The organism is Salinisphaera sp. S4-8, from assembly GCF_040361235.1.
Taxonomy (GTDB): domain Bacteria; phylum Pseudomonadota; class Gammaproteobacteria; order Nevskiales; family Salinisphaeraceae; genus Salinisphaera.
Map to the genome: position 1 here is coordinate 86,200 of NZ_APNF01000005.1, position 21,559 is coordinate 107,758.

Genomic DNA, 21,559 nt, shown 5'->3' on the forward strand with positions numbered 1-21,559 from the left:
TGGATCCGAAGCCGGGAAATATTTATCGAAATAAGGTCGCACACAACACAATACAAGACGAGAACGGTAGCGATTAATCGCTGCTTCGGCTTTCGACCGGGAGGCCGAATACCCGGCTGGCAAGGACATCCTCGGCCTCGATCGTCATCAGCTGTTTTTTGGTGACCGCGCCGCCGGCTTTGAACAACCGCGCTGCCTGGCGTAAGCGCAATCGATCGAGTGCGTTGCGAATCGACCGGGCATTGGCAAAGTACGGCTGGCGCATGCGCCGATCGATATAGTCCTCGAACGCCATCTGTGCATCGTCGCTGAACACGTAATGCTGCTCTGCAAGCATTAGCTCGCTGATTGAGCAGAGCTCACCCACGTCGTAGTCCGGAAAGTCGACGTGATGGGCGATCCTTGAGCGAAACCCCGGATTGGATTCAAAGAACCGGTCCATTCGATCCTTGTAGCCGGCAAGAATCACAACCAGATCATCGCGCTGGTTTTCCATGACTTGTAGCAGTATTTCGATCGATTCCTGGCCGTAGTCGCGCTCGTTTTCGGGCCGATACAAATAATAGGCCTCGTCGATGAACAGCACGCCGCCCATCGCGCGCTTGATGACTTCCTTGGTCTTGGGCGCGGTATGGCCGATGTACTGGCCCACCAGATCGTCACGCGTCACCGACACCAGATGGCCTTCGCGCACATACTCGAGCTTGTGCAGGATCTGGGCCATGCGTTCGGCGACCGTGGTCTTGCCGGTGCCGGGATTGCCGGTGAAGCACATATGCAGGGTCGGCGTGTCCGAGGCGAGATCGAACTGGCGGCGCACATGATCGACCAGCAGTAGGGCGGCGATCTCGCGAATCCGCGTCTTCACCGGGGTCAGGCCCACCAGGTCGCGATCCAACTGGTCGAAGACTTCCTGGATCTGGGATTCTTCGAACACCGCGTCGAGATCCACGCGCGCGTCGTCGGCCAGCGGCTCGGTCTTGTTGCGATCGGTGGTGTCTTCTGCGCTACTCATGGCCGCCTCCTGCTACGTCTGGCGATCGGGATAGGCGCGCGCCCGTCCTGCGCTGGCAGATCGGACGCGCGCCGGTTCGACTAACGCTGGTATCGCTGTCCCGCCGGGCGATCGGTGGCGTAGCTGTGAATGGTGTAGCGGACTTTGCGGCCTTCCCATTCCTGGCGCGTGACCTGGAAGCCGGGCTCTTCCGGCGGCCGATTGACGATGAACGACAGCCGCGGCGTTTCCCATTGATGGGTGCTGTCGAAGGCAGTGAGCCGGATGTAGTGGTTGGGGAATGTCTTGCGGGCTTCTTCCAGGTCCATCATCAGCCCGGCCGGGTCTTTCAGGTCGAACATGGGCTGGCCGTACATCTCCCAGTAGGTGTTGCGCGGGTGCGGATCGTCGGTGTATTCGAGGTTCACCGCCCAGCCGTTGTCGAGACAGTATTTGACCTGTTTCTTGATCTGTTCGTCGGTGAGATCGGGCAGGAAAGAAAACGTGCCTTGAGTGAGTCGCATGGCGATATCTCCTGATTCGGGTCGGGCTGCCGGAAAGCACTTGTTCTGTCGCGCGATGCGCGGTCAGGCAGAGGCGGTGGCGGTTGGCACGAAGTCTGGGGTGTCGGTCGAGGTGTAGTCGAAGGTGATGTCCTTCCAGGTATCCAGGGCGTGCTGCAGCGGTTTGCAGTCCTTCGCCGCCTTGTTGAGGATGTCCGGCCCTTCGGCGAGATAGTCGCGGCCTTCGTTGCGGGCCATGATCATTGCCTCCAGCGCCACGCGATTGGCGGTCGCGCCGGCCTGGATGCCGTCCGGGTGGCCGATGGTGCCGCCGCCGAACTGCAGCACGCAGTCCTCGCCGAGGTAGTGCAGCAGCTGGTGCATCTGGCCGGCATGGATGCCGCCGGAGGCCACTGGCATGCACTTGTTCAGGCCCGCCCAGTCCTGGTCGAAGAAGATGCCGTGCTCCAGGTTCTGTTCGTTGTAGGGCTGGCGCAGCACGTCGTAGAAACCCGCGATCTGGTTCGGGTCGCCCTCGAGCTTGCCGACCACCGTGCCGGCATGGATATGGTCGACGCCGGCCATGCGCATCCATTTCGAGATCACGCGGAAGGACACGCCGTGCATCTTCTGCCGTGTGTAGGTGGAATGCCCGGCGCGATGCAGGTGCAGGATCATGTCGTTCTTGCGCGCCCAGTTGGACATCGATTGGATCGCGGTATAGCCGATCACCAGGTCGATCATCACGATCGACGAACCCAGGTCCTTGGCGAACTCGGCGCGTTCGTACATATCCTCCATGGTCGCGGCGGTCACGTTCATGTAGTGACCCTTGACCTCGCCGGTAGCCGCGCTGGCCTTGTTCACCGCTTCCATCACATAGAGAAAACGATCGCGCCAGTGCATGAACGGCTGGGAGTTGATGTTCTCGTCGTCCTTGACGAAATCCAGCCCGCCCTTGAGCGCTTCATAGACCACGCGGCCGTAGTTGCGCCCGGATAGCCCGAGCTTGGGCTTGGTGGTGGCGCCGAGCAGGGGGCGCCCGAACTTGCCCAGGCGTTCGCGCTCCACCACGATCCCGGTCGGCGGGCCCTTGAAGGTGGTCATATAGGCCGTGGGAATGCGCATGTCCTCGAGGCGTAGCGCCTTGACCGCCTTGAAGCCGAACACGTTGCCGATGATCGAGGCCGTGAGGTTGGCGATCGAGCCCGGCTCGAACAGCTGCAGATCGTAGGCGATGAAGGCGAAATACTGATCTTCGCTGCCGGGCACTGGGTCCACCCGGTAGGCCTTGGCGCGGTATTTCTCGCAGGCGGTCAGCCGGTCGGTCCAGACCACGGTCCAGGTGGCGGTCGAAGACTCGCCGGCCACTGCGGCCGCGGCTTCTTCCGGGTCCACGCCCGGCTGCGGCGTGATCCGGAACAGGGCGATGATGTCGGTATCGATGGGCTGATAGTCCGGCTCCCAGTAACCCATTTTCTTGTAGGGAATCACGCCGGCTTCGTAGCGCTTGTTGTGCTGGATTGTGTCTGCCATGTCGATTCTCCGCGTTGGCATCTGACGGTGTTCTCGCGACAGGGCCAGACTAGGTCTCGGCATTGATAAATAAAAGTAAATAGTTATTATTGTTTGGATAAGAAAATATAGCGTCTGGACGATGCTCTGGAACGGCCGCGAAGACGGCGCGAAAACGGTGCGGCGAATGAACATAACCCTGCGTCAACTCAAGGTTTTCGAGGCCGTGGCCCGGCATGCGAGCTATACCCGGGCGGCAGAGGAACTACACCTCACCCAGCCGGCAGTCTCGATCCAGGTGAAAAGCCTCGAAGAGGTGCTGGGGCTGGCGCTGTTCGAGCAGTTCGGCAAGCAGATCTATCTGACCACGGCAGGCGAGGAGATCCTGCGCTACAGCCGCGGGATCGCGGCCCAGATCGACGAGATCGGCGATGTCGTCGCGCGCCTGAAAGGCGTGTCGCGCGGCAGCCTGCATCTGGCCGTTGCCACGACCGCGAACTATTTCATCACCCATCTGCTGGCCGCGTTTCATCGCGAGTTTCCGGAAGTCGCGATCAATCTGTCGGTCACCAACCGTCAGGCGCTGCTCAAGCAGTTGGCCGAAAACCGTATCGATATGGTGGTGATGGGCGAACCGCCGGCCGAGCAGGGGCTGGCCGGCACGGCGTTCATGGAAAACCCGCTGGTGGTGATCGCCGCGCCGGGCCATCCGCTCTCGTCACGCCGGCGCATTCCCTTGAAAACGATCGCCAAGGAACCGTTCGTCGTGCGCGAGGAGGGCTCCGGCACGCGTGCGGCCATGACGCGTTTCGCGCGCAGGCACCAGATCGCGATCACGCCGGCGATGGTCATGACCAGCAACGAGGCGATCAAGCAGGCGGTTAGCGCCGGTCTCGGGCTGGGGCTGGTGTCGGCCCATACCCTGGAACTGGATCTCTATGCCGAACGGCTGCAGATTCTCGACGTCGCGCATTTCCCGATCACCCGGGAATGGTATGTCGTCAATCGTGAAGGCAAGCGGCTGTCGCCGGCCGCGCAGGCGTTCAAGCAGTTCCTGATCGACAATGCGGACACGGTCTGGCCGACGGCTACCAAGGCCGCAGGCGCGATCACGGGCGCGAGCGGCTGAACGCTAGCGGTAGCGGACCACGCCGGTGGTGACCATCGACTCGATCAGCGGCTGCATGATGATCTCTATGGCGAACGCCATCTTGCCGCCCGGCACCACCAGCGTATTGCGCCGGGACATGAAGGAATCGTGGATCATCGACAGCAGATACTGGAAATCCACGTTGATCTTCTTCGGATCGCGAAAACGGATCACGATCAGGCTTTCATCCAGCGCCGGAATATAGCGGCTGATGAACGGGTTCGAGGTGTCCACGGTGGGCACGCGCTGAAAGTTGATATGCGTGCGCGAGAACTGCGGCGTGATGTAGTGCACATAATCGTGCATGCGGCGCAGGATGGTATCCATTACTGCTTCGGTACTGTAGCCGCGAGCCAGCTTGTCGCGGTGCAGTTTCTGGATCCATTCCAGGTTGATGATCGGCACCACGCCGACCAGCAGATCCACATGCTTCGCCACGTCGACCTCCTCGGTGGTCACACCGCCGTGCAGTCCTTCGTAGAAGAGCAGGTCACAGCCTTCGGGCACCTCTTCCCAGGGCGTGAAGGTGCCGGGTTCCTGGCCCCAGGGCTCGGCTTCCTCTTCGTTGTGCAGATAATGACGCCGCTGGCCGCCGCCGGTTTCACCATGTACCCGAAACAGCTCCTCGAGCTTGTCGAAATGGTTCGCCTCCGGCCCGAAATGGCTGAACGGGCGACGCGCCTCCTCGGCGAGCTGCACCTGGCGCTTCATCTCGGTGCGTTCGAATTTGTGAAAGCAGTCGCCTTCCACAGTCGCGGCCCGAAAGCCGTCGCGCCGAAAAATATGTTCCATGGCTTCGCGCACGGTCGAGGTGCCGGCACCCGACGATCCGGTGACGGCGAATACGGGATGCTTGATCGACATGGGGCTCCTCCCGTTGGGGCAATCGCACTATCGCTTGTTGTTGCTTTTTGTGGCGGCGGGGCGGTTCAGGCGACCTGTCGTTCCTGAGACGGATCGTACTCCCCCTGTGCCGCGGCGCGATTGCAGCGGGCCCGGTGCAGCAGCGCCTGCTGGGCTGGGCCGGTATTGGCGTTATCGCCACGCCAGGTATCCAGCGCGGGCTGCTGCAATGCCCGGGCATAGGAAAAGGTCAGCCGCCAAGGGGCGGCGCCGGCATCCTGTTTGTTCATCGCGTCTAGATGCGCAGTCGCGTCTTCGTTGCTCTGGCCACCGGAGAGAAACGCGATGCCCGGCACGGCGGCCGGCACGCTCGCATACAGACAGCGCAGGGTGGCTGCCGCGACTTCGCCCACGTCGGCCTGGCGGGCAGCGTTCTTGCCCGGTAGCACCATGCTGGATTTCAGGATCAGGCCCGGAAGATGCACGTTCTGGTCGCGCAGTTCGGCGAACAGCCGGGTGAGTGTTTCCTCGGTGACTTCGTAGCAGCGATCGATCGTGTGATCGCCGTCGAGCAAGACCTCCGGTTCGACGACCGGCACGATTGCGGCTTCCTGGCAAAGCGCGGCATAGCGCGCCAGGGCATGGGCATTGGCGCGATAGCAGGCACGGCTCGGAATGCCGTCGCCGATGGTGATCACGGCCCGCCACTTGGCAAAGCGCGCACCCATTGCATGATATTCGGCCAGGCGCTCACGCAGCCCGTCGAGGCCTTCCGTGACTTTCTCGCCGGGATGGCCGGCCAGGTCCTTGGCCCCGGTATCCACCTTGATGCCGGGCAGGATGCCGTTATCGTTCATCATCTGCGGGAACGGCATGCCGTCGGCCATTTTCATACGCAGCGTCTCGTCATAGAGAATCGCGCCGCTGATGTTCTCGCCCAGGCCCGGGGCCGAGAGCAGCAGGGCCCGGTAGTCCCGGCGATTGTCCTCGCTGTTCTCGATGCCGTAATCGGCGAATCGCTTGCCGCAGGTGGGCGTGCTTTCGTCGATCGCGAGCAGGCCCTTGCCGTTGGCAAGCATGCGCTGGGCGATGTCCTCGAGTGTGGCTGTGTCCATGATCGTGTCCTCGCGTTCGTCGTGTTCGTGTCAGGCGGTTTCGGGCTCGCCGATGAGTTCGAGCAGGGCATTGGCCAGATGCGCTTCGGTGAGACCGAAATGGCGGTAGACATCGGCCGCCGGCGCGGACTCGCCGAAACGATCCACGCCGAGCACGCGCCCCCGCGGGCCGACGTAATAACGCCACAGCGCGCTTACCCCGGCCTCGATCGCCACGCGCGCCTCGATATGCGCCGGCAGTACGGATTCGCGATAGGCCGCATCCTGGGTTTCGAACAGATCGAGACAGGGCATCGAGACCACGCGGATCGCCCGGCCTTCGGCCGCCAGCGTCTTGGCGGTGGCTACTGCAATCGCCACTTCCGAGCCGGTCGCGATAATCAACGCCTCCGGTGTCTGCGGCGGTTCGTGCAACACATAGCCGCCACGGCGTATGTTCTCGACGCCGGGCACGTCGCGCTCCAGATGGGGCAGATCCTGGCGCGACAGCGCCAATGCGCTCGGCCCCTCGGCGCGCTCGATCGCCGCCATCCAGGCCGCGACGGTTTCCACATCGTCGGCGGGGCGCCAGACATGCAGGTTCGGAATCAGCCGCAGGCTGGATAGATGCTCGACCGATTGATGGGTCGGGCCGTCTTCGCCCAGCCCGATCGAGTCGTGGGTATAGACCAGTATCTGGCGCGTGCCCATGAGTGCAGCCATGCGTACCGCGTTGCGGGCATAGTCCGAAAACGTCAGAAACGTCGCGGTGAACGGGATATAGCCGCCGTGCAGAGCCAGACCGTTGGCGATTGCGGTCATGCCGAACTCGCGCACGCCGTAATGCAGATAGTTGCCGCGATAGGCGGGCTTGCCGACGGCCGTATGGCCGTTCCAGTCGGTACCGTTCGAGCCGGACAGATCGGCCGAGCCGCCGAACAGTTCCGGCAGGCGCGGCGCGAAGAATTCGATCATCGCCTTCGACGATTTGCGCGTCGCGGTATCGCTGCCTTCGGTCTGCACGTGGTGCAGATGCCGCATCATGTGCTTGGACCAGTCGGCGGGCAGGTCGCCGGCCTGGCGGCGCATGAACTCCGCGGCCAGTTCGGGATGAGCGGCGGCATAACGCTCGTAGCGCTGCTGCCATTCGCCCTCCAACGCAGCACCCGCGGCGCGTTTATCCCAGGCCGCATAGACATTATCGGGAATCGCGAATGGCGTGGTATCGGCCCAGCCGATCTGGGCGCGCGTGGCCGCGATTTCCTCGTCACCCAGGGCCGCGCCGTGTACGCCCTCGGTGCCTTGTTTGTTCGGCGCGCCCCAACCGATGATCGTCTTGCAGCAGATCAGGGTGGGGCGCTGGCGGTCTTCGCGGGCGGTGGCTATTGCCTGCGCAATGGCCTCGGCGTTGTGGCCGTCGATGTCGGGCACGACCTGCCAGCCGTAGGCTTCGAAGCGCTGGGCGGTGTCGTCGCTGAACCAGCCGGCGACTTCGCCGTCGATCGAGATACCGTTGTCGTCGTAGAAGACCACGAGCTTGCCCAGGCCCAGATGACCGGCCAGCGAACAGGCCTCGTGGGAGATGCCTTCCATCAGGCAGCCATCGCCGGCCAGACACCAGGTCCAGTGGTCGACGATGTTCTCGCCGTCGCGATTGAACTCGGCGGCGAGCGTCGCTTCGGCCAGCGCCATGCCCACCGCATTCGCAAGCCCCTGGCCGAGCGGCCCGGTAGTGGTTTCGACACCCGGCGTGAGCCTGTATTCCGGGTGTCCCGGCGTCCGGGAATGCAGCTGACGGAACTGGCGCAGCTGTTCGAGCGGCAGGTCGTAGCCGGTCAGATGGAGCAGGGCATATTGCAGCATACAGCCATGACCGTTGGAAACGACCAGCCGGTCACGATCCGGCCAGCCGGGATTGGACGGGTTGCACCGCATGAAATCGTTGGCCAGCACCTCGGCGATGTCGGCCATGCCCATCGGCATGCCGGGGTGGCCGGAATTAGCCTGTTGCACCGCGTCCATGGCGAGAATACGAATCGCGTTGGCGAGCGTGCGCCGGTCGGGCCGATCGCGATCGGTCGCGGCGGGCACGGCGTTGGCAAGCGGATCGCTTGAGTCCATGGATTAACCCTCCTGCTGGGCCGGCGGCAGGCACGGCGCGCATCGCAAACACGAGCGTCTTCTTCGGGCGCTCTTTTTCAGCGCCAATATGAGACAGGCCCGAAATAAGTAAAAATAAATCTTTATTGGCTTTCGAATAAGCCAATCTAATGGCCGCGGCCGGCAGCGCCAGCAAAGACGTACAGGTCCGCGTGTCTGCTAGGTTCGATCCGGCCTGTGCTAGGCTTTGCGCCATGATCGTTCGAAACCGCCGATTGCAGCGGCTGATTGCCGTGCTGCTCGTAACGCTCGTGGCCGTGAGTGCCCAGGCGTGGGCGAGCCATGTCGACTGGCCGGTGCCGGGTGAGGGCGATCATGCCCATGTCGAGTTCTCGGCCTTCGACGACGACGCCTCGCCAATGGTGATGCCGGTTGCTCTAAATGACCCTCTAAGGTACGCATCTCAGTCGGGAACGTTGGATCGTGGGTTGGGGTAAATTTTGTAATGCTGGCATCAGCAATCGTTTAACGGGGCTGCCGTTACTCGCTACGAATATTTAGGTGCGCAGATGATCGTGTGCCAACGCGCGCACCAACCCTGCCTAGCTGGCGCTAGATATGTGCCTAGGCTTCGGTTGCCAGCCGGAACAGACATAGGCCGCCCCCCAGTAGAGGCTTTCGCATTCGAATTGCGTAAAGTGTCGCTTGATCGCCTCAGCGGGTCGCCGGTGAACAATATCGGAGGTTACGCCCGCCGGACGATTGAAGAAAACACCCAGTTGCCCGAGCCATTTCGGCCACCGATCGGGCCATTGCAGTTCGAAGTTAGCAATACGTCCATGCGCCGGGAGCCCGGTAGCTATACACTCGATCAGGGTTTCGTAGCTGGCGACCGTTGAGAGCGCGAGCGTAGCCAATACCGCGTCTGCGTCATGGATCCGGTAGGTCGTCATGTCGGCCGCGACAAGCTCAACATTTAGCCAGCCCGCTCGTTCGACTCGCCGTCTGGCGACGCTTAGCATTTCAGGCGTCAGGTCTACGCCAATGATACGCCCGCGGGGACCCACCTTTTCCTGAAGGTGCTTGAAATTTAGACCCGTACCACACCCTAGATCCACCACTGTCTCGCCGGCTAGTAAGTGGAGGCGGGATACAGCCTGTCTACGGTAATGGTCGATTCGAAGACCGAACGCGCGATAGAACCACAGTCCACCGTCATAGAAAGGTGCCAAGCGAGCATAGCGTTGTCGAAATTCTTCTTTATTAAGAGCCATTGTAATGCGCCTCCTTCTGATACGTAGTGTGGTTCATAAAGCCGCAGTAACTTAGTCCGCCTAGGGTATTCGTCGCAGCTAGCAATCCAGCTAAACGGCCCGCGGAACGCAGCACACGTGTCGAAGGGCGTATTACAACGGTAGATGTTTGCTCGCATTATCAGTTCTGTGGTACGATAAAAACTTATGCCGTTATCCTATGCCAATCTACAGCGACTTGTGGCGATAGTGCTCACAGTCATTGTGGCTTTAAGCGCCCAAGCGTGGGCGAGCCATGTAGATTGGCCGGCGTTCGACGGTGAGACGTACTCGCACGTAGAATCAACCGCCGTAGATAATGCCGATACTGGCGTTAGCGCGGACCATAATGACCACTGTAGCCATGCGTCCGCTCATTTAGTTGGGATACAAAGTGACGCGCCGGACATGGGGCTTCGTGGAATGTCGTCGCGTAACGGGCGTCATCGCGATCTCTATCGCAGCTTGGCCCACACCCCCTTAATCGATCCACCCATAGCCTGAATCTTCTTCGCCGGGCGCTGCTTCATTGCAGGCGCCTCTTCTATTGCGATGAGGATTCACAATGTATTTCCCCCGTTTTCTCCCGGGCAAAGCTGCCTGTGGACTTTGCATGCTATGGGTTTCGCTGTCCGCCTCCGCGGTCACGCAGATACCTCAACCTCTGACACTCAACGCGGCCCTGAATTGGGCGAGCGAATATAATCCGACGCTGCGTTCGGCTCGTCTGCGTATTCAACGCCTCGGTGGCGAGGCTATTCACGCGGATGTCCCTGTGCCATCTAATCCGCGCTTGGAACTGGAAGCAGGCCAGCGCGATCAGCCGAACGGCTCAAGCACCGACATCGGTATCCAACTCAGCCAAGAATTCTGGATAGCCGGCCAAGGCGGTCTACGCGCAGACGCTGCGACAAGTAGGTTGGGCGCCGCTCGAGCTGATTACGATTTCCTGGCAGCCACGACGACGGCACGCGTGCGTGCCGCCTTCCTTTCTGTCTTGGTCGCGGAGCAGGCAGTAAACACCGCCGAGCGCGTCGTTGATACCAACGAGCAGCTCGAGACTTATGCCAAGAAGCGTCTTAACGCAGGCGCGGGTACCCGAATCGAATCCAATGCGGCACGTCTTGGGTTGCAGCGAGCACGTGCGTTCGCCGCAGAGGCCCGGGATGCGGCGAACCAAACTCGACTTGAACTCAAGGACCTGCTTGCGATCGATCCCACGCGCCGGCTCGCCATTAAGGGAGATCTAAGTTTTGCGCTGCTCGATATGCCAAATCGTGATCGCTTGTTGGTGCGCGCCGTCGAGCGGCGCACGGACTTGCAGGCCGCTGCGTCGCGCGTGATTGCCGCACGGAAAGAATTGTCACTAGCCAATCGCGAAATCATACCGAACCTCACCGTGTTCGGTTTTTACCGCGAAGAAGCGGGTGGTCGTGACAAAGGCGGCTCGGATATTACTGGCGGCGGTATCGGTTTCGAGCTGCCGCTGCTGGATCGCTATGAAGGCGAGCGCCAGATTGCGACTGCGGAGCTAGCGCAGGCCCAGCTCGATCAGGACAACCTTCAGCGCGAGGTTCGACTTCAAGTGCTTTCGGCCATCAGCGCATATGACGCCGGACGAGAACGAGCAGATGCGTTGAGTGATGCGGTTTTGGAGGCCGCGGAGAGTTCTCTCGAACTTACCCGGCGCTCATTCGCAGCCGGCAAGGTCGGGGCAACCGCGATCACGTCTGCCCAGAACAACCTATTTGACGTGCGTCGCGATTATCTCGACGCGCTTGGAGCGCTGGTTACGGCCGGTACCGATCTCGAGCGCGCAACGGGTGGTTTGCTCGTGATGGACAGCCGCGGAGCATCGCAATGAACAGACATGAACTCATGAGTTATTTCCGGATTCCCACACTACTGCTCTTTGCCGCGCTCTTGCTGACGGGCTGTGATTCCTTCAGTGCCGGAGCCGACAATTCACGAACCAGCGAAACGTCCAGACAGCCAGCAGAACGCGGCGAACATAACGGCCATGACGAAGCCGGGCATGCCAGTGATGAACACGATGGCGTCGAAAAAGGCGAACTTGGGTCTGACCACGCTGAAGGCGAAAGTGGCCATGACGGGCACGGGGAAGAAAATCCGGACAGCGTTAAGCTCAGCGCGGAGCAGTTTCAGCAACTCGACATCGCAATTGGCCAGGCCGAAAGCGGTACAGCGAGTGCGTCGATCCAAGCGCCAGCGACGCTACATTTCGACGCCGACCGCGTCGCTCGTGTGGGGCCGCGACTGCAAGCCAAGGTAGTCAAAGTAACGGCGGACCTTGGTGAAGCAGTATCGCGTGGTGAAACACTTGCAGTACTCGATAGTGTCGCCTTAGGCAAGGAAAAGGCGGCATATCTAACAGCGGCCGCGCGCTTTAACACGCGCCAGGCCGCCTACGCGAGAGACCGCAAATTGGCTGCGGATCAGATCGTGAGCGATTCGGATCTCGCTGAGTCTCGTGCCGCATACGAACAAGCAAAGGCGGAGCGACGTGCGAAGCGTGCCGAACTCAAGCTTTACGGCCTCGACAATGCGGCGGTCGATGCAATTCGCAGTGGTGGGGACGAGCCTTTGTCGCGACTTGAGTTGGTTGCGCCCCGCGACGGCGTTATCGCGAAACGCGATCTGGTTGCTGGCCAAACACTTGGTGCTAACGAAACACCGATCCATGTCGTCGATAACACACGGATGTGGTTGATGATCGATGCTGCGGAGCAAGCGCTGCCGTACTTAAAAAAAGGTCAGAAAGTGAGTTTCACGGTACGACCATTGCCGGATGAAAGCTTTATAGGGGTGATCGACTGGATCTCGCCCCAGCTCGACGAACAGGCCAGAACGGTGCGTGTGCGTGCCGTCGTCGAAAACCCTGATGGTTTGCTTAGAGCCGGCATGTTTGCCGATGCCGACATCGACGCCGGGGCGTCTAGCGGTAAGCGCTCACGTATAGCGCTTGTTCCCGTGGATGCAGTGCAACAAATCGGTGAGCGTGAAGGGGTGTTTCTGCCAGCTGGACCCGAGGGTGCTTACACGTTTCAACCGGTAAGTACCGGCGCAGAAAACCAAGGCCAGGTAGAAATCCGGGAAGGGATTCGAGCTGGTGACACCCTGGTCGTGCGGGGCGCATTCGATCTTAAAGCTGCACTCACCGCCGGTGGCCGTAGCGCCGCACACGGCCACTAGGAGGGCGCTATGATTAACGCAATTATTCGCCTGGCGATGGCGAACCGGCTCATGGTGCTCGTCGCAGTCTTCGCGCTAGCTATCGGCGGCTATTTTTCGCTGCGTGCACTACCCGTTGATGCATTTCCGGACGCGACGCCGGCCCTCGTACAGGTATATACCGCGAGCGAGGGCCTGTCGCCGGTGGACATTGAAACGCTGGTCTCCTATCCGATCGAGATCAGCATGTACGGGCTGCCGGGCCTCGAAAAAGTACAGTCCACCTCGATTTTCGGACTGTCGCGTGTCGATGTCTATTTCGAGGACGGCACGGATATCTACTTTGCCCGACGGCTCGTGAACGAGCGGCTTTCGGAAGCCCGTCGCAACATCCCAAGTGGCCTAGGTGAGCCACAACTCGGTCCTATCACGACAGGACTTGGTCGGATTCTCATGTATACAGTCGAGAATGAGGGAGGCGCGGACTATTCGCTTACAGAAAGACGTACAGCCCAAGACTGGCTGATCAAACCACAGCTGCGTACGGTCGATGGTGTGACTGGCGTGCTCTCGATCGGTGGTTACGAAAAGCAGTATCAAGTCCGCCTGGACATGAGTGCGATGACGGCCCGCGGCTTGACGCCGGCCGACGTTCGCGAAGCGCTACAGCGCAACAACCGAAACGTCGGCGCTTCATTCATCGAGCGCGGCGGCGAGGAATACATTATCCGCGGGTATGGTTGGGTCTCTTCGGGCGAGCAGGGTTTGTCTGATCTGCGCAACACCCGAGTAGACACGCGCAATGATCAGCCGGTTTATATCCGAGATATCGCCGAAGTCAGCTACGGGCGAGCGATTCGACGTGGTGCAGAACTCGCCAACGGCGAAGAATCTGTTGGCGGTTACGTTCTCAAGCTGATCGGAACGGATACCCAGCGCGTCCTCGAGGATACGAATGCAAAGCTCGAGGAAATCAATAAGTCGTTGCCTAACGGTATGGTCGCCAAAGTCTACTACTCTCAGGCCGAGCTAGTAGACAAGGCGATCAATACGGTCGTCGAAGCGCTTTTAATTGGCGCCGTACTAGTCCTGATATTGCTGTACTTGTTCCTGGGCAACTTGAGATCGACACTCATTGTCGTGTCGAGCGTACCGCTGTCGCTACTTGTAGCATTCATTGCTATGCGCGTGTCCGGCTTGTCGGCGAACTTGATGAGCCTCGGCGGGTTGGCAATCGGCATTGGGATGATGGTCGACGGCTCGGTCGTCATGATCGAAAACATCTTCCGGCATTTTGAGGAACAGGACCTCAAGACCGCGAGCATGGCGGATTTGATTGGTGCCGCGGCTCGAGAAGTTGGGCGACCGATCGTTTTCGCGGTCGCCATCGTGATCATTGTCTTCCTTCCGTTGTTCACCCTGCAGGGCGTCGAGGGAAAACTCTTCTCGCCCATGGCTTACACGATTAGCTTCGCGTTGGCCGCAGCTCTGTTGCTATCCCTCACACTCGTACCCGTGCTGGCAATACTGGCATTCCGACGTGTTACCACGATGCGGGAGCCGCGGTTTGTGTCGTGGATGAAGGCCGGTTACCGCCCGATGCGCGACGCCGCGCTAAAAGCACCGATCGTTGTAGTAGGGACAGCGCTAATCTTATTCATTGCGAGTCTCGCTGTTTTTCCGCAATTGGGTACTGAGTTCATTCCGACCCTACGGGAAGGCACATTCATGGTTCGCTCCACGCTGCCGCCCGGGGCGAGCCTGGATTCCGCGATTGCATACGGCAAGCGCATACAGGATACCGTCGGCGAATTCGACGAAGTCACCGGCGCCTATTCACGCGTCGGTCGTGCCGAAGTCGGCGGTGATCCCGAATCGGTCAACGTGGTCGCAACCACCATCAACTTGAAACCGCTCGATGCCTGGCAAAGCGGACGCTCGTACGAGGGTCTTCAGAACGCGATGTCCGAGCGGCTCGCAGCGCGTGTTCCCGGGTTGGCGAACAACTTTTCCCAGCCGATCCAGCTTAGAACCGACGAGCTGCTCTCAGGCGTTCAAGCACAGCTCGTCGTAAGTATCTTCGGAGACGACCTCGACAAGTTAGCTGAGGTCGGCCAGCAGGTCGCCGAACTCGCGCGTAATACCACCGGTGCTGTGGATGTGCGTGTCCAGCAGCAGGGCGGCAAACAGCAGATCGTCATAAAGCCAGACCGCGAAGCCTTGTCGCGTTATGGAATTAGCGTGGACGACGTTTTGAACACCGTGTCCGTAGGGGTCGGGGGAGCTTCCGTCGGCCAGGTCTTCGACGGCGTGCGGCGGTTCGATATTTTCCTGCGGCTGCAGGCGAACCAACGTGAGCGGATCGATGCGATTCGAGACCTGAATCTTCGGACACCTGGCGGCGCGTTGATTCCGCTGTCACGAGTGGCGAACGTGGACGTCTATACCGGTCCCAAGCAGATATCACGATCGAACGCCAGTCGACGTCTGTATGTGCAGATGAACGTTCGCGGGCGGGACATGGGCGGCGTCGTAAACGATCTGCGTGCCGGTATCGATCGCGACATCGATATGCCGCCCGGTTATTTCGTTGACTTCGGCGGCCAGTTCGAGAACCAACAAAGGGCCATGAAGCGCCTTTATCTCGTCGTACCCGTCACGATGGCGCTGATCTTTTTGTTGCTCTACAGCGCATTCTCGAGTCTGCGCTATGCGGCGCTGATCTTTTTGAACGTTCCGTTCGCAATCATCGGCGGTATCTTCACGCTCTGGTTGTCGGGACTGTATCTATCCGTGCCCGCTGCTGTTGGCTTTATCGCGGTGTTCGGCGTAGCCGTTCAAAACGGGGTCGTGCTGGTTTCCTACATCAATCAGTTGCGTGATCACGGTATGGAGCTCGATGAGGCGGTAAGCACCGGCGCAGAACATCGGCTGCGCCCCGTACTCATGACCGCGCTGACAGCGATCCTGGGACTAATCCCGCTGCTCATGGCTAACGGTATCGGATCGAACGTGCAACGGCCGTTGGCCGCAGTCGTAATCGGCGGCCTCGTGACTTCAACGCTCCTGACGTTATTGGTATTGCCTGCCGTGTACCACTGGTTCGCCGAACCACGGCGCGAAGTCGAGCTGTGAGGAGGGGCTGATCATGGAGGTAACACCCACCCATATGGCGCAAGTCCCGCTCGACCAGGTGATTTCAGGGCAAGCGCCCTCGATTGATTCGCAGCGGAGTACTGCGAAGAATTCTCACGAATACATCGGCCGAGTGAATGGTGGTCTCGTTTGGAGCTACAGGCATAGTTTAGCGATCTATGCGCTAACTAAATATAAGCCCAATATCATAGGGGCCATTGGGTATAGGTCACTTGTTAGTCAGGGTGTTCCACGCTGCAGGCACCCAGAGTTTGCGGGTGAGCCACAAAACGAAGTCGCAAACGTTTGGAGGTGGTCGCGATGGTAGCGGCCAAATCCTTCGACCATCGGGTTTCGCGCCTGCGTGTGACGACCTCCGTGCTCGCATTGGCCGTGGCGCTGTTTCTAGTGACTACTGCCAATAACTCATTTTGGAGTGCGGCGGCAAGTGCGGCAGATATTTCCTGGCGGGGGAACTTTGGGTTTTTCGCCGCAATCTTCGTATTTCTTGTCGCCGCTTTCACGTTGGCTATCGCACCATTTGGCTTACGTTTTCTTTTTAAGCCGTTTATTTCCGTGTTACTCGTCCTGGCATCTGTTAATAGCTATTTCATGGATACCTACGGTGTTGTGATTGATGACGGAATGCTGCGCAACACCATACAAACCGACCCTAGGGAGGTTGACGGTTTATTGAGCCCGGTTTTGTTTTGGCATGTGTTATGGGCCGGAGTTTTGCCGGCGTTGGTTGTGTGGTGGGTTCCCGTGCGCTATGCGACTTTTCCTAGACAATTGGGTCGGCAAATATTGACGATGGCGCTAGCTTTAGCAGTAGCCGGGGCGGCACTTTATAGCCATTACAAAGAATTTTCACTAGTAGGGCGCGAAAATCGAAATTTACGTTATTTGATTAATCCGAGTTATTCCATTTACTCGGCTGGAAAGTTGCTGGCTGCCGAGTTAAGTGCCGGTGAGGCGGCACTTCGGCCATTGGGCCGCGACGCCTACCAACGACAGCATAGCTCACCCGGCGGCAAGCCAAGGCTAGTGGTTTTCGTTCTAGGGGAAACGGTGCGTGCTCATAACGCTACCTTGGAAGGTTATGAGCGGAGGACCATGCCGCTCATGGCCCAAGAAGAGATTGTCAAGTTTGACAGCGTATATTCCTGCGGCACTGCTACTGCAGTGTCTCTGCCCTGTATGTTCTCGCGCCAAAACCGCAGCAGTTATGACGAGTTCGTGTCGGATAACAGCGAGAATTTATTAGATGTCCTGAAACACGCCGGGGTACGTGTGCTATGGCGTGAAAACAACTCCGGCTGCAAGGGCGTTTGCGCCAGGGTAAAAACACAAAACACAGCTCAGATGGACGTGCCTAATTATTGCAATGAAGATGGCTGTTTTGACGAAATTTTATTGTATCGGCTGGATGAATCGCTAAACGAGCCCTCGAGAGACACTTTCATTGTGCTTCATCAACAGGGCAACCACGGGCCTGAATACTACAAACGGTACCCGCCTGAGTTTCGCAAATTCCAGCCTGAATGCCGTAGCAATCGCCCGCAGGATTGTAGCCGCCAAGAGCTGATAAACGCCTACGACAACGCCATTTTATATACCGACTTCGTGCTCTCTAGGGTTGTGAAGTTTCTAAAAAGGAACTCCGATCGCTATGCGAGCGCGATGATTTATATGTCCGACCATGGCGAGTCGCTTGGCGAGAGCGGCATTTACCTTCACGGCCTACCGTACTTAATAGCGCCGCATGAACAAACCCATGTGCCGCTGATGGTTTGGACCTCGTCTGATTTTAGGAAGGGGCGGGGACTCGAGCGCAAGTGCATGAGGCAGATGAGTGACGACGAGTATAGCCAGGATAATTTGTTCGACACGGTTCTAGGTCTGTTCGCGGTACAGACACAGGTCTACCGGCCCGGGCAGGACATTTTTGCTGCATGTCGCGCCATCGCCTTGACAGGTCGGTAGGTTTGTTAGGAGAGGCCACCCATGTCTGATGTAACTTCAGATCAGCATCCCTTGGCCGAGCGGCTGTTACGGCCCATACGCCGCTTCGCGGCGTATGGGCCATCCAGCGGCATTGTTTTGGTTATTGCTACTGCGCTCGCGCTGCTATGGGCCAACTCTGCGGGATCGTTATTACCAGGCTACGCAGACTTTTGGAACACCGAGCTTTCTCTTCGTCTGGGCGATGTAGAGCTGTCACTTTCGCTCCACGAATGGATTGATGAGGCATTGATGGCGCTGTTCTTCTTTCACGTCAGTCTCGAGGTAAAGTACGAATTTCTTCGCGGTGCGCTGTCCACCCGAGACAAAGCGGTCCTGCCAGTGGTAGCAGCGCTAGGCGGCATGCTAGCGCCAGTCGCAGTTTTTCTGATTCTTAACCTACCGGCGGGGGATCCCGGGGGATGGGCCGTACCAATGGCGACAGATGTCGCCTTTGCTATTGCGCTTCTCACCCTACTAGGCAAACGGGTGCCCCCGAGCTGGCGGGCATTCCTACTGGCACTTGCGGTTATCGATGACGTCGGCACGGTTGCCGTGATAGCCCTGTTCTATTCGGCGAAGATCACCATTATTCCATTGCTCGTGGTAGCTTTCGGGCTAGCTCTCGTTTACGCGATGCGCCGTGCCGGGGTCCACGCATTTTTAGTTTATTGGTTGGTTGGCGCTGCCATCTGGCTGGCGATGGAGAAATCCGGCGTTCATCCGACCGTTGCGGGCGTCTTACTCGGGTTCTTGACGCCGCTTTCCGCGCCACGCCATACGCATTCATACAATGAACAGGCCGCTGAACGCATTCCACACCTATTGCGCGAAGCCTCGTCCTCAAAACGTCGGCTCCTAGAAGAACTGGAACGCGTTAGGCGAGGCGCATTATCGCCGCTGAATATCCTGCAACATCGCCTAGAGCCGTGGGTGTTATTCCTGATCATGCCGGCGTTCGCGCTCGCCAATGCAGGGGTTGATCTGAGCGAAATTAGTCTCGCTGATAATGCCAGCCTTTGGGTTCTAGTCGGGAGCGGTGTCGGTCTGGTGGTTGGCAAGCCTCTTGGCATTGTAACGGCCGTACGTCTGGCCACCCTCTTGTGCCGAACAAAACTTCCGGATGGTCTCTCTTGGTCAGCTCTGACCGGTCTGGGGCTTCTCGCCGGCGTTGGTTTCACTATCGCTTTATTCTTGACCAGCCTTGCGTTTACAGATCCGGCGATCGTATCGGCCGCACGCGTTGGCATTTTGGCTGGCTCCTTAATCGCCGCATTGGCGGGGCTGGGATTACTTTGGTTGGTTTTACACAAGAATGATGAAAATTGGGTAGCGCAGAGCGAAGACGTCGCGTGAGCTGGAACGTGATGACCGAATGACAGAGCAATTACGGTCACTATTCGCGACGACGGCTGACCTCTGTGAACTAAAGTTACCAAAAGGAGACAGACGATGAAGGAAATCAAGGCTTACGTACGTGAAGTCATGCTCGAACAGGTGATTTCGGCGCTGGCTGATATTGACGATATACCCGGAATCGCGGTGGTGCATCTGCGTGAATATGGCCACGTCCAGGACGGCAGCTTGAGGCGGGTCAAAATGGCCAAGCTCGAAATTGATGTGCCGGAGTCGCTTGCGACGACCGTCGTAGACGCGATATTGGCAAGCGCACGTACAGGCGACGGCCACCCCGGTGATGGAAAAGTCTTCATATCCGATTTGCGGGAGGCCATTCGTATAAGCGACGGGCAACGTAACGAAGGGGCGGTGCAAATTTCGTCGAAATCGGGAGGCCCAGATGAGTAAGCATGAGCACGGCGGTCATAGCCATGGCAATGCAGGTAGCACGAAACTGCTTATCATATCGCTGATATTTACGACTGCATACGCTGGCGTCGAGGTAGTCGGTGGTATTTGGGCCAACTCACTGGCCCTGATTGCCGATGCGGGCCATATGATCACCGACTCCTTATCTCTCGGAATCGGCGCTTTTGCAGCATGGCTAAGTCAGCGTCGCGCTTCAAAAACGCATACGTATGGATTTGCGCGCGCTGAGGTTATAGGCGCGCTCGTCAACGTTCTTTTTATGCTGGGTATTGTGGTGTGGATTGTTTTTGCCGCATTCGAACGACTCGCGAATCCGCAGGAAGTTGGAGGACCGACCGTTATGGTCGTCGCTTTTATCGGCCTACTAGTAAATATCGTCGTCGCGTGGATTTTGTTCCGGGGCGAAAAAAACATGAACGTGCGGGCCGCATTGCTGCATGTGATGGGTGATTTGGCGGGTTCTGTCGCGGCCCTTCTTGCCGGGCTGGTCATCTATTTCACTGATTGGCTTCCGATCGACCCACTTTTATCCCTTTTGATCACTCTGCTGATTGGTATCGCTAGCGTTAATGTTCTTCGCGATGTGCTGCGCGTTCTAATGGAGGGCGCGCCTGCCCATATTGACATCGATGAACTAGAGCGCGCTATGGCTAACGTGGAGGGCGTTGTCGGGGTCCGCCACCTACATGTGTGGTCACTTTCATCGAGCCGCCACGCGCTATCGGCGCAAATTGAACTTCATGATTTAGATGAGTGGGAAGAAATACTAGCCCACCTTTTAGATATTTCAAGGAGTCGTTTCAGCATACAGCACAGCACGTTGCAGCCAGAGCTTAAACGGCTGACGCGATCGCACGCGGTTAATAGCCGAAGGACCGGCCAGGTTTCGTCATGTTAAAGAGAGCGGTTAAAAACAGCCAACTCTTTTACTTCTGACAAGCCTCCTAGTACCGCTATTACTTGATGCCAAGACTCTTGAGGTTAAGTCTGAGGCCGGGACAATCTCGACTCCACTTGCCGCTACATTCCTCCGTGCTAAAGAAGGTGATGCCAACGCGCAAAACTCTATCGGCGGCGCACTCGCTACCGGGGACGGTGTAGAAAAAAACACGAAAGCCGCTTATCAATGGTTTAAAAAAGCGGCAGAGCAAGGCCACGCTTCGGCTCAATACAATCTTTTTTCCTGTTGGCAAAAGAACCGAATCTTTCTGGCGACTCGACAACGTCCGCGATTTGGCTACGCCGGTCCGCCGACCAAGGAGTTCTGCAGGCGCAGTTTCGTTTGGCTGAACTTTATCGCGAAGGCCGCATAGAGCACAAAAAACGCCGTGAACAAGCTGTTTTGTACTATGCCCTAGCCGCCGCACAGGATTACTCCCCGGCGCAATTCTACCTCGGATGGGCCTACGATACAGGTTTTGGCGTGCGGCAAAATAGTTTAAAAGCGGCATCGTGGTACCTGAAAGCTGCTGAACAGGGACAGGTGGACGCTCAGATAAATCTAGCGCTCAAATATATCGACGGGCGCGGTATTGGGAAAGATGTTGTGCAGGCTCGTCGGTGGTTGGCTAGGGCAGCGCAACAAAACTCCGCTCTGGCACAATATGAGCTAGGCAAGCTTTACGCGTCCAACTCAGGGCAGAAAGCAAATTTTGTGGAAGCCTATGTTTGGACGTCATTGGCTGCGCAACAGGGCTTCACCGCGGCGGTAGAGGAACGAAAAATGGTTCAGGGTTTACTGGAGCCAAGTGAAAGAAAACACGCTCGGGCCTTGCTTAGAAAGCGCGACGAGCTATTTTCTCAAAATACGCGGGCCGACCGCATAATCCGGAGTAAGAATGGAATAGAAATAAGCGAACCGATATCTGGATTAGAAAGAGTTTTGCCTAGGAGCGCGCAATAAGAAGGCC

17 protein-coding genes and 1 pseudogene are annotated in these 21,559 nt (G+C 58.5%); 11 read left to right on the forward strand and 7 right to left on the reverse strand.

All coding sequences use genetic code 11. The features are described from left to right. Positions 1-73: 73 nt before the first annotated feature. The 3 genes from cbbX to S4A8_RS09000 all read right to left on the reverse strand — a co-directional run bounded on the left by cbbX (position 74) and on the right by S4A8_RS09000 (position 3,033). Entirely contained in the window at positions 74-1,015 is a 942-nt protein-coding gene (cbbX, locus tag S4A8_RS08990) for a CbbX protein (protein ID WP_006914638.1), read from the reverse strand. 80 nt (positions 1,016-1,095) lie between these two features. After that, entirely contained in the window at positions 1,096-1,518 is a 423-nt protein-coding gene (locus tag S4A8_RS08995) for a ribulose bisphosphate carboxylase small subunit (protein WP_006914637.1), read from the reverse strand. Positions 1,519-1,581: 63 nt separating this feature from the next. After that, complete coding sequence (locus S4A8_RS09000) at positions 1,582-3,033, reverse strand: ribulose-bisphosphate carboxylase large subunit (RefSeq protein WP_502950722.1); 1,452 nt, start codon at positions 3,031-3,033, stop codon at positions 1,582-1,584. A gap of 166 nt (positions 3,034-3,199) precedes the next feature. On the opposite strand from S4A8_RS09000, the gene S4A8_RS09005 reads away from it, so the two are divergent. Further along, the gene (locus tag S4A8_RS09005; protein WP_040608095.1) at positions 3,200-4,141 is read left to right on the forward strand and encodes a LysR family transcriptional regulator; all 942 of its coding nucleotides are present in this window, start codon (positions 3,200-3,202) and stop codon (positions 4,139-4,141) included. Positions 4,142-4,144: 3 nt separating this feature from the next. Here S4A8_RS09005 and S4A8_RS09010 read toward each other — a convergent pair whose 3' ends face one another. From S4A8_RS09010 to tkt, 3 genes are all read right to left on the reverse strand, one after another. Then, on the reverse strand, positions 4,145-5,026 hold the full coding sequence (locus tag S4A8_RS09010; protein ID WP_006914634.1) for a phosphoribulokinase: 882 nt from the start codon (positions 5,024-5,026) through the stop codon (positions 4,145-4,147). Between the two features lie 65 nt (positions 5,027-5,091). Continuing rightward, entirely contained in the window at positions 5,092-6,120 is a 1,029-nt protein-coding gene (locus tag S4A8_RS09015; protein WP_006914633.1) for a class I fructose-bisphosphate aldolase, read from the reverse strand. A gap of 30 nt (positions 6,121-6,150) precedes the next feature. Beyond that, positions 6,151-8,220, reverse strand: coding sequence for a transketolase (tkt, locus tag S4A8_RS09020; protein WP_006914632.1), 2,070 nt, complete (start codon positions 8,218-8,220; stop codon positions 6,151-6,153). Positions 8,221-8,369: 149 nt separating this feature from the next. Between tkt and S4A8_RS09025 the strand changes: the two genes are divergently transcribed. After that, positions 8,370-8,696, forward strand: coding sequence for a hypothetical protein (locus tag S4A8_RS09025; protein ID WP_006914631.1), 327 nt, complete (start codon positions 8,370-8,372; stop codon positions 8,694-8,696). Between the two features lie 105 nt (positions 8,697-8,801). Here the strand turns inward: S4A8_RS09025 and S4A8_RS09030 are convergent, their stop codons facing one another. Further along, positions 8,802-9,473, reverse strand: a complete 672-nt coding sequence (locus S4A8_RS09030; RefSeq protein ID WP_006914630.1) for a class I SAM-dependent methyltransferase — start codon at positions 9,471-9,473, stop codon at positions 8,802-8,804. A gap of 583 nt (positions 9,474-10,056) precedes the next feature. Here S4A8_RS09030 and S4A8_RS09035 point away from each other — a divergent pair. The 9 genes and pseudogenes from S4A8_RS09035 to S4A8_RS09075 all read left to right on the forward strand — a co-directional run bounded on the left by S4A8_RS09035 (position 10,057) and on the right by S4A8_RS09075 (position 21,552). Continuing rightward, positions 10,057-11,355 carry a TolC family protein gene (locus S4A8_RS09035; protein WP_353163095.1) on the forward strand — a complete coding sequence of 433 codons (1,299 nt, stop codon included), beginning with the start codon at positions 10,057-10,059 and terminating at the stop codon, positions 11,353-11,355. Further along, positions 11,352-12,704 carry an efflux RND transporter periplasmic adaptor subunit gene (locus tag S4A8_RS09040; protein WP_353219887.1) on the forward strand — a complete coding sequence of 451 codons (1,353 nt, stop codon included), beginning with the start codon at positions 11,352-11,354 and terminating at the stop codon, positions 12,702-12,704. The genes S4A8_RS09035 and S4A8_RS09040 overlap by 4 nt, the downstream gene beginning before the upstream one ends. 9 nt (positions 12,705-12,713) lie before the next feature. Then, positions 12,714-15,818, forward strand: coding sequence for an efflux RND transporter permease subunit (locus tag S4A8_RS09045; RefSeq protein ID WP_353178362.1), 3,105 nt, complete (start codon positions 12,714-12,716; stop codon positions 15,816-15,818). Between the two features lie 321 nt (positions 15,819-16,139). Continuing rightward, on the forward strand, positions 16,140-17,804 hold the full coding sequence (locus S4A8_RS09050) for a phosphoethanolamine transferase (RefSeq protein ID WP_353178364.1): 1,665 nt from the start codon (positions 16,140-16,142) through the stop codon (positions 17,802-17,804). A gap of 21 nt (positions 17,805-17,825) precedes the next feature. Continuing rightward, entirely contained in the window at positions 17,826-19,178 is a 1,353-nt protein-coding gene (nhaA, locus tag S4A8_RS09055) for a Na+/H+ antiporter NhaA (protein WP_353219888.1), read from the forward strand. Between the two features lie 96 nt (positions 19,179-19,274). Then, complete coding sequence (locus S4A8_RS09060) at positions 19,275-19,628, forward strand: P-II family nitrogen regulator (RefSeq protein ID WP_209059978.1); 354 nt, start codon at positions 19,275-19,277, stop codon at positions 19,626-19,628. Then, on the forward strand, positions 19,621-20,547 hold the full coding sequence (locus S4A8_RS09065) for a cation diffusion facilitator family transporter (protein ID WP_353219889.1): 927 nt from the start codon (positions 19,621-19,623) through the stop codon (positions 20,545-20,547). Before S4A8_RS09060 ends, S4A8_RS09065 begins: the two co-directional genes overlap by 8 nt. Before the next feature lie 103 nt (positions 20,548-20,650). Further along, positions 20,651-20,794, forward strand: a pseudogene (locus S4A8_RS09070) (hypothetical protein); the annotation flags it as partial. A 41-nt stretch (positions 20,795-20,835) separates the two neighbouring features. Further along, positions 20,836-21,552, forward strand: coding sequence for a tetratricopeptide repeat protein (locus S4A8_RS09075; RefSeq protein ID WP_353219890.1), 717 nt, complete (start codon positions 20,836-20,838; stop codon positions 21,550-21,552). Positions 21,553-21,559 lie beyond the last annotated feature (7 nt).

Coding starts and splice junctions, on each gene's coding strand:
- S4A8_RS09005 (WP_040608095.1), top strand. CDS start 3,200: ATGAACATAACCCTGCGTCAACTCAAGGTTTTCGAGGCCGTGGCCCGG.
- S4A8_RS09000 (WP_502950722.1), bottom strand. CDS start 3,033: ATGGCAGACACAATCCAGCACAACAAGCGCTACGAAGCCGGCGTGATT.
- S4A8_RS09060 (WP_209059978.1), top strand. CDS start 19,275: ATGAAGGAAATCAAGGCTTACGTACGTGAAGTCATGCTCGAACAGGTG.
- cbbX (WP_006914638.1), bottom strand. CDS start 1,015: ATGAGTAGCGCAGAAGACACCACCGATCGCAACAAGACCGAGCCGCTG.
- S4A8_RS09065 (WP_353219889.1), top strand. CDS start 19,621: ATGAGTAAGCATGAGCACGGCGGTCATAGCCATGGCAATGCAGGTAGC.
- nhaA (WP_353219888.1), top strand. CDS start 17,826: ATGTCTGATGTAACTTCAGATCAGCATCCCTTGGCCGAGCGGCTGTTA.
- S4A8_RS09045 (WP_353178362.1), top strand. CDS start 12,714: ATGATTAACGCAATTATTCGCCTGGCGATGGCGAACCGGCTCATGGTG.
- S4A8_RS09025 (WP_006914631.1), top strand. CDS start 8,370: ATGGCCGCGGCCGGCAGCGCCAGCAAAGACGTACAGGTCCGCGTGTCT.
- S4A8_RS09035 (WP_353163095.1), top strand. CDS start 10,057: ATGTATTTCCCCCGTTTTCTCCCGGGCAAAGCTGCCTGTGGACTTTGC.
- S4A8_RS09050 (WP_353178364.1), top strand. CDS start 16,140: ATGGTAGCGGCCAAATCCTTCGACCATCGGGTTTCGCGCCTGCGTGTG.
- S4A8_RS09030 (WP_006914630.1), bottom strand. CDS start 9,473: ATGGCTCTTAATAAAGAAGAATTTCGACAACGCTATGCTCGCTTGGCA.
- S4A8_RS09015 (WP_006914633.1), bottom strand. CDS start 6,120: ATGGACACAGCCACACTCGAGGACATCGCCCAGCGCATGCTTGCCAAC.
- tkt (WP_006914632.1), bottom strand. CDS start 8,220: ATGGACTCAAGCGATCCGCTTGCCAACGCCGTGCCCGCCGCGACCGAT.
- S4A8_RS09040 (WP_353219887.1), top strand. CDS start 11,352: ATGAACAGACATGAACTCATGAGTTATTTCCGGATTCCCACACTACTG.
- S4A8_RS09010 (WP_006914634.1), bottom strand. CDS start 5,026: ATGTCGATCAAGCATCCCGTATTCGCCGTCACCGGATCGTCGGGTGCC.
- S4A8_RS08995 (WP_006914637.1), bottom strand. CDS start 1,518: ATGCGACTCACTCAAGGCACGTTTTCTTTCCTGCCCGATCTCACCGAC.